Raw genomic sequence first — 7,923 nt, 5'->3', positions numbered from 1 at the left:
CGTCGACGGCGGGGATGCCGAGCGTCCGGGTTCGCCTGCACCGTCTTGCTCGCGAGGCGGCCGGGTCGTCGGGCTGGCTGGTGGTGCGGGAGCAGCTTTGAGGCTGTAGGAGATTTCGACACGACGGTTGCGCGCCCGCCCGGACGGGTCGTCGCTGCCGTCGGCGTGTGCTTCGGCGGCGATCGGTGCACGCTCTCCCTTGCCGCTGACCTCGAACCGGAAGCCGTGGGCGGCCAGTTCGCCGAGGACCTCTCGCGCGGCGCGAGCTCGTCGTACCGATAGCTGCTGGTTGTAGTCAGCGGGGCCGCGCGAATCGGTGTGGCCGACGATGACGATCGGACGCGCGGGGTCGGCCTTGGCTCGGATGGTGCGAGCCGTCTGAGCGAGGCCATCCCTGGCGGAGGCGGACAACTTCGCAGAGTTGAACGCGAATTGGACGACGATCTTGTGTGTTTGCGGTCGGCTTGCCTGCCACGGTGTGGTCTCACCAGCCATAGGCCCGACGCTGGTGGTGAGGTGGGCAGGTGGACTTCCGTGGCCGCCTACCGGACCACCGATGGTGGAGTCATCTGCTGTAGAGGACTGCGCGTACGGGGGCGCGGTCGCGGCGGTCACCTCCTGGGATATGGCGGGCAGGGTGCTTACCCTGCTCATCGCTGCGGTCGTTCCGATCACGGTCGCGCCCAAGGTCGTGATCAAGAGCGCGGCCAGTCGCTGGGGTCCGTCCAAACCCGGAATGTGTGGTGCGGATCGGCCGCGCAACCGGGCACCGACCTCAAGCAGCAGCAGCGTGATCCACAGCAGCCAAACGGCCCAGGCGACGTAGGTCAGGAAGCCGAGGAACAGCGTTCCATCGTCGCGCCGCGACAGCGCCGAGAAGATCTCCTCCCGACCGGGGATCCGGTCGGGAATCGGCGATCCGGCCAGCGTGACGAAGAGCCAGGGCAGACCCGCCGTGACCGCAGTCAGCACCAGGGCAGAGCCCAAGCCCCGCAGGACTCTGCCGATGCGGCGGCGCCACGGACGTGGCTGGTATTGGCGAACCATAGAGATGCGTGCGCTCTGTGTGACTCCTGTGTTTCCGCTGTGGAGTGGGTTGTCTCTCTAAGGAAATACCATTGTGTCGCGGGCGAACCATGCCTACAGTAGGCAATTGCGTCACTCTAGCAAGCTGCATTCCGTCAAGCTCTCCACGATCATGCTCCCGCACCAGAAAGGACCTCGGCACACCAGCACTGCTCACGTGTTGATCGGCAGTGTTGGCGCTCTCCTCGTGCTTCTTGCAGGCGGATGCAGCAACGGGGACCACGATGTGTCTCTGCCATCCACAGCGCCACCTGGCGCCCCGAGCGCATCAGCCTCGGCCGCCTCGGTGGAGGACGCGGTCAAGCAGAGCTACAGCCAGTACTGGACGGTGCTCCCGCAGGCCGAGCAAGCCGATAGCGAGTCCCGCCGACGGCAACTCCTTGCGCAGTACTCCACAGAACCGCAACTGGGCACCGCACTGCGCGGAATCGACGACCTGCATGCCAAGGATCTGACGTCCTCGGGGCATGTAGTCGTACACATTAAGAAGGTGCAGGTCACGGGGAATACAGCCACGGTCGAGGACTGTCAGGACGCCACAAAAGCACTGATCCTAAAGCGAAGTACTGGACGTGCCATAAGTCGCGGGGTCCCCAATGATCGTATCCGCGCAACTCTAACACGAGGATCTGATGGGCGATGGCGCATCAGTCGGTTCGGACCCCGTTCACGCTGCTGAAATATCTGACGGTAACCACAGTTGTTGCATCCGTAGCATCGATCACCCTGGGCCGTGCGGAAACGGTCTCGGCGGCACCGCCCAAAGACCCGATTCCGCCGAGACCCAGTAACTGGGGCTACGTCTACGGCGCTGAGCAGCCCGGCCAGACCGGACCCGGTCCCGGCGGCGGCCCCGGTGGAGGCAATGCGGGTGGCCCCTCCGGCGGTCGAGGCGGCGGTGCCTCTGGGCCAGCCCCGATTCACTATTGCCCCATTTGGCGGTCCGGCATGCTGCCCTGCGACCCGCCTTCGCTACCAGGGGCCCCGGAGCCTGACCCTCCGGCTGCCCCACAGGTCTCACCCGTGCAGCTGGCCCAGCAGGCGTGGCGTCGCCTACCGATCCCAGCGCCCGAGGTGGCGACGGCGCCGCCACGTGGGTCCGATGGCTTGGTCGGGTTGGCGGAGTGGTTCTGGGTCACCAACTGGCGCAGTCGCAATGATCGCGTTCAAGCGGGAGGCGTTTGGGCCGAGGTGACCGCTCGGCCCACCGGCCTGACCATCGATCCTGGCGCAGGGCACGCACCGCTGACATGTCCGGGACCAGGCACGGCCTATGACCGGAGCCGGCCCGCACAGTCTCAGCAATCGGATTGTTCCTACACCTATCAGCGTTCGTCGGCGGGTTTGCCGGGGTCGGCGTATCAGGTGACGGTGACCGTGACCTGGGGTGGGACGTGGGTCGGGTCCGGTGGGGCTGGCGGTGCGTTGCCCGCCCTGTCGCGGTCGGCGACGTTCCCGCTGCGGGTCGCCGAGGGCCAAGCGGTGACGGGAGGTTGATGATGGCGCGCAAGTCCCAGACCCCGTACGTCCAGGAGTTCGTCCCTACACCTAGTTCCGATGGCCAACAATCTCGCAACCGTGATCCGTTGCCTCCTCTTCCGCGGCAGCGGCGGCGGCGGATGGTCGTCATCGGATTGCTGCTGATGTTGACCGGGGCGCTGTCGGCCGCCTACTTGTACGCCGGGATCGGCGATCGCGCGCCGGTGGTGCTGGTCACCCGCGATGTGCCGGTCGGCTCCCCGATCACCGCTTCGGATGTGGCGACCACGCAGGTCGACGCCGACCAGAGCGTAGCCCTCGTTCCCGGGCGCCAGCTCCGGCAAGTTGTGGGGCGAGTGGCGGCCGTGGATCTGCGTAAGGGGACGCTTCTGGCGCCCTCGCAGGTGACCACGGCGTTGAGCCCGCGGCCGGGTCAGCAGGTGGTTCCGGTCGCGCTCAAGGCAAGCCAGCTTCCGGCCCGGGGCCTGGTGCCGGGTGATCAGGTGCTGGTGATCGCCACTCCCGGCCAGCAGGGACAGAGTCCGGCGAACGCCGCGGGCGGAGATCAGTTGACGCAGGATACGGCGGCGACCGTTGACCAGGTCAGTTCTCCCGATGCCGAAGGCAGTGTGCGGGTCGATCTGGTAGTCGAGGCCCGGGTGGGTCCGGCGATTGCCAAGCAGGCGTCCACCGGCCGGTTGGCGGTGGTGGTGACCTCGCGGGGGCCGCGATGAGCGTGATCGCCTTCACCAACCCCGGAGACGCCCCGGGCGCCACCACTACGACCTTCGCGATGGCATTGACCTGGCCGGGCCGGGTGATGCTGGCCGAGTGCTCCCCGGCCGGCGGGCAGATTCTGCGCGGCTACTTCCAATGCCAGGTCTCACCGGTGGGCGGGCTGTGGGATCTGGCGCTGGCCGCCGTGCACGGCCCGGAGGCCGCTGAGTCCGCGCTGTGGGAGCAGACGATCGCGTTGGACGAGGAAGGCCAGCGTCTGCTGCTTCCTGGCCTGGTTGACCCGTTCCTGGCCACGGAGCTCTCGGCGGCCACCTGGGAGAATCTGGCGGCGGCGTTCTCAGCGCTGCCGTTCAGCGTGCTCGCCGACACCGGGCCGATCAGCCCCGAACAACCCTTCGCGCTATTGCGCGCCGCCGAGCTGGTGGTCGTGGTGATGCGGCCGACGCTGGCTCAGATCGCCGCCGCTCGCCCGCGGGTGGCGCGGCTCCGTCAAGCCCTGGGCCCAACGGTGCCGCTCGGGTTGTGCCTGATCGGGGAGCGTCCCTATACCGTCCGCGACCTTCGCGCCGAGCTCGGCGAGTTCGCATTGACCGCCACGCTGCCGATCGACCCCAAGGCCGCCGACGTGCTGTCCCACGGCGGCGGCAGCGACCGGGCACGCCGCCGGATCGAGGTCAGCCCGCTGATGCGCGCCGCCCGCACCGCCGCGAACCACGCAGTGAAGGTGACGACCGCGCAGCGCCGGGCCTTGACCGCACCAATCTCGGCGGGAGAGGGATTGAGATGAGCCATCGTTCGCTCTGGCCCACGAGCGGGCCGACCAGCTGGCCCAACTCCCGCATCGGGCGGCAGACGACGGGCGGCATCGTGGATGGGCGCCCGGCCGGTTGGAGACCAAGCACCCTGCCTGCGGATCGGACGGGTGTCGAGGAGGCCGCCGTGCGCGGCGCGGTCGCCGACATCAACCGTGCCCTGGACGATCAGATCACCGCGGACACCACGCCCGAGCAGGCGCGGGAGCTGATCGCGGCCGAGGTCAGGGCGTGGATTGGCGACCAGGCCGGTTCGGGCCGCTACCGGCTCACCGCCGAGCTGGAGGCGAGGGTGGTCGGCGCGGTCTACAACGAGCGGTTCGGGCTAGGAGCGCTCCAGCCGCTCCTGGAGGACCCCGACATCGAGACGATCGATGTCAATAGCGCGCGCCAGGTGTGGATCAACTACGCCGATGGCCGCAAGGAACTGGGCGAGCCGGTCGCCGACTCCGATGCGCAGCTGGTCGAGCTGATCCGCCGCTGGGGCGCCTACCAGGGGCAGACCGCCCGCGACTTCTCCCCGGCCAAGCCCAAGCTGCGGTTGGCGCTGCCGGACGGGTCCCGGTTGACCGCGCTGATGACGGTGACGCCGTGGCCGTGCCTGTCGATCCGGCGGCACCGGATGCTGGACGTCGACCTGGACCAGCTCGTCGACAACGGCACCCTCGACCCGGGATTGCGGGAGTTCCTGCGCGCCGCGGTCCGGGCGCGTAAGGACATTGTGGTGACCGGCGGGATGGGCAGCGGCAAGACCACCTTCGCCCGCGCCCTGGCCGCCGACATCGACCGCGACGAACGCATCGTCACCGTCGAGAACGAGTACGAGCTGTTCCTGCACACCCTGCCGCACCGGCACACCGACATCGTGGCGATGGAGGCCCGCGAGCCCAACGCCGAAGGCGTCGGCGCCATCCCGGTCCGCCAGCTGGTCACTGATGCGCTGCGGCTGAACGCCAAAAGGATCATCGTCGGCGAGGTCCTCGGCGATGAGCTGGTGCCGATGCTGACCGCGATGAACACCGGCGGCGAGGGCTCGCTGTGCACCATCCACGCCGACTCGGCGGGCGAGGTGTTCTCCCGGATGCTGATCCTGGCCGACTCCGGCGGCCTGACCTACCCACCCGCCACGCTGTTCCGGTTGGCGGGCATGGCGGTGGACTTCGTCGTCCACCTCACCCACCAGGTCCACCACCAGCACGGCCGCCCGGTGAACCAGCGGTACGTTTCCGAAGTGCTGGAGGTGCTGCCACCCGGCGACACCGACGAACCCGCCACCAACCAGATCTACGCCCCAGGCCGGGATGGACGGGCGGTGCCGCACACCTTGCCGCAGTGCGCCGCCGAGCTGGAGGCGGCCGGGTTCGAGTTGTCCCATTTCCAGGTGGAGGCGAGGGCGAGGTGACCGGCAACGCTCTGTTCGCGGCGCTGGCCGGCGGCCTGGTGGCCACGGGTCTGGCTCTGATCGTGGCCGCCTGGACGCGCACAGACCTGCTGCCCGAACCGCCCGCCGGACGTCCGCAGCGGCGCCTGGTGCGGTGGCGATCGCGCCGGACGCTCCTGGACGCCGCGACAGCCGCAGCGGGAGCCGTTGCAGCGTGGGCGGCCACCGGCTGGCCGGTGGCCGCGTTCGCCGTCGCCGCCGCCGTCATCGCGTTGCCGCGCCTGCTGGGCGGTCGGGCGGCGCAGCGGCGCATCGCCCGCCTGGAGGCCATGGAAGCCTGGACGCGTCAGCTCGCCGACGTGCTCACCACCGGCACCGGTATCGAGGACGCGTTGCTGACCACGGCCACCGACCCACCCGGCCCAATCGCGGCTGAAGTGATGGCGCTGCGGCGGCGATTGGAATATCGGGTCGCCACCGAGGACGCGCTGCGCGCCTTCGCCGATGACCTGGCGCATCCGGTCGGTGACACCATCGCGGCCAGTCTGATCATTGCCTCCCAGGTTCGCGGGCGCGGCCTGCACCAGGTGCTGACCGCACTGGCCGGCACCGTGGCCAAGGACGTGGCGATGCAGCGCGAGATCGACGCCGAACGCGCCACTCACCGCACCACCGCCGTCTGGGTCGTGGTCGCGCTCGCCGCGTTCGTCGGCTTCGCCGTGCTCAACCGCACCTATGTGGCGCCGTTCGGCACCGCGACCGGGCAGCTGATGCTCATCGTGGTCGTCGCGCTGTACGCCGGAACCGTCCTGTGGCTGCACCGGCTGGCGTCCCCTTCCCCCGGACACCGATTCCTGCCCGAACGGAGGAAGCGCCGATGACGATCACGCTCGTGCTCATGGCCGGTGGCCTGGTCGGGCTGGGACTGTTCCTGTGCGTGCGCGAACTGTTCCCCGCCCCACCGCAACTGGCCGCCGCCCTGGACCGCTTCGCCCCACCCACACGGCGTCCCGCAGCCGACCTGGTACCCGACGGCCGGGCGGCACCGGTCGGCCGGTGGCTGGCCGCGCACGTCGCCGGGACCGCCTTGGACGTGCGAATCCCCCGCCGCGACCTGGGGCTGATCGGCAAGTCGGTGGAGGAGTACCTGGTCCAGAAGCTCGCCATGACCGGGTTCGGGCTGGCCGTGCCCACCATGCTGTGGAGTCTGCTGATGCCGCCGGTGCCGTGGCTGGTCAGCACCGGCTCCACCCTCGCCTACACCGCCATCATGTTCGCCGCCCCCGACATCGCCTTGCGGAGCCAAGCCAAAGAAGCCCGCGAGGAGTTCACGGTCGCGCTGATCGCTTACCTCGACCTGATCAAGATGGCCCGCGCCGGCGGAGCTGGCCCCGGCGAGGCGCTGGAAGCCCCGGCGCGAGTGTGCCGAGGGTGGGCGTTCCAGCGGATCGCCGCCACCCTGGACCCGGCGGCTCGTGGAACCCGCGACCCGTGGGACGAACTCGCGCGCCTGGCCGACCGGATCGGTGTCCGCGAACTCGCCGACACCGCCGCGATCGCCCGCCGCGCCGGCACCCAGGGCGCCGCGATCCTCGACAGCCTTACCGCCAAGGCCGCCTCCCTGCGCGAGCAGCAGCTCGCCGCCGCGCTCGCCCGCGCCAAGTCCCGCACCGAGACCATGACGCTGCCCGTCGCGCTGTCGGTGCTGGGCTATCTGATCCTGCTCGGATACCCCGCCTACGCCCGCATCACCGGCGCCTAACACCCACCAAATGAAGGAGGTCCTTCCGCTATGAAGCGTCCGCAGCTCCCACCGGACCTGGCCTACCTGCGGGCCCTGCTCGACAGGTGGCGCGGCCAAGCCCGGGACCGCGGCAGCATCACCCTGGAATGGATGGTGATCATCGGCATCCTGTTCGCCGCCGCCGTCTGGGCCGCCACCAAGATCGTGTCCGCGATCCACTCCCACGCCAACCAAATCAGATAAGGCCGCCGCGGTGACCAACCAGCACCTGGCCAATGATCGGGGCAGCATCACCTTGGAGACCGTGATCGCCGTTCCGGTCGCGCTGCTGGCGGTCATGCTGATCATCAACGCCGCGCTGTGGTACCACGCCCGCAATACCGCCCTGGCCGCCGCCCAAGAAGGCGTCCGCACCGCACGGGCCTACGGCGCCAACCCGGCCCAGGCCGACGCGACCGCCCTGGCGTTCGCACGCAGCAACGGTGAGGGGTTTCTGCAGTCTCCAAGCGTGGACACCAGCGGCAGCACCACCACCACGATTGTGGTTCGCGTGCGTGGAACCGCCGTCTCGCTGGTTCCCGGCCTGCATCTGGAGGTCAACCAGGTTGCGCGCGGGCCGGTCGAACGCTTCACGACACCGTCCGGAAACGGCGTCGGCGGAGGCCGATGATGCCCTCCCACCC

Annotated in this window: 8 protein-coding genes; 7 read left to right on the top strand and 1 reads right to left on the bottom strand. The window is 69.4% G+C overall.

Annotation, left to right across the window (positions count from 1 at the left end):
- Positions 1–972: OmpA family protein (locus E1287_RS40470; RefSeq protein WP_165969434.1), on the bottom strand; the 972-nt coding region annotated here is incomplete at its 3' end.
- 1,733 nt (positions 973–2,705) lie between these two features.
- Between E1287_RS40470 and E1287_RS40465 the strand changes: the two genes are divergently transcribed.
- The 7 genes from E1287_RS40465 (at position 2,706) to E1287_RS40435 (ending at position 7,910) form a co-directional block, all read left to right on the top strand.
- Complete coding sequence (locus tag E1287_RS40465; protein WP_165969433.1) at positions 2,706–3,299, top strand: SAF domain-containing protein; 594 nt, start codon at positions 2,706–2,708, stop codon at positions 3,297–3,299.
- A 2-nt stretch (positions 3,300–3,301) separates the two neighbouring features.
- A complete protein-coding gene (locus tag E1287_RS40460; protein ID WP_165969432.1) occupies positions 3,302–4,090 on the top strand; it encodes a hypothetical protein in 789 nt (262 codons plus the stop codon).
- A gap of 152 nt (positions 4,091–4,242) precedes the next feature.
- Positions 4,243–5,517: an ATPase, T2SS/T4P/T4SS family gene (locus tag E1287_RS40455; RefSeq protein WP_165969431.1), complete on the top strand. Its 1,275-nt coding sequence runs from the start codon at positions 4,243–4,245 to the stop codon at positions 5,515–5,517.
- Entirely contained in the window at positions 5,514–6,377 is an 864-nt protein-coding gene (locus E1287_RS40450) for a type II secretion system F family protein (RefSeq protein ID WP_131970977.1), read from the top strand. Before E1287_RS40455 ends, E1287_RS40450 begins: the two co-directional genes overlap by 4 nt.
- Positions 6,374–7,258 carry a type II secretion system F family protein gene (locus E1287_RS40445; protein ID WP_131970975.1) on the top strand — a complete coding sequence of 295 codons (885 nt, stop codon included), beginning with the start codon at positions 6,374–6,376 and terminating at the stop codon, positions 7,256–7,258. Before E1287_RS40450 ends, E1287_RS40445 begins: the two co-directional genes overlap by 4 nt.
- 30 nt (positions 7,259–7,288) lie before the next feature.
- Positions 7,289–7,483 carry a hypothetical protein gene (locus E1287_RS40440; RefSeq protein WP_131970973.1) on the top strand — a complete coding sequence of 65 codons (195 nt, stop codon included), beginning with the start codon at positions 7,289–7,291 and terminating at the stop codon, positions 7,481–7,483.
- A gap of 10 nt (positions 7,484–7,493) precedes the next feature.
- Positions 7,494–7,910 (top strand): TadE family protein, encoded by a 417-nt coding sequence (locus E1287_RS40435; RefSeq protein ID WP_243719776.1) that lies wholly within the window; start codon positions 7,494–7,496, stop codon positions 7,908–7,910.
- Positions 7,911–7,923: the final 13 nt, after the last annotated feature.

The sequence above is a fragment of the Actinomadura sp. KC06 genome (assembly GCF_004348735.1).
In the GTDB taxonomy this organism is placed as follows: Bacteria; Actinomycetota; Actinomycetes; order Streptosporangiales; family Streptosporangiaceae; genus Spirillospora.
The sequence above is the reverse complement of the archived record's forward strand: the minus strand, read 5'-3'. Positions and strand labels throughout refer to the sequence as shown.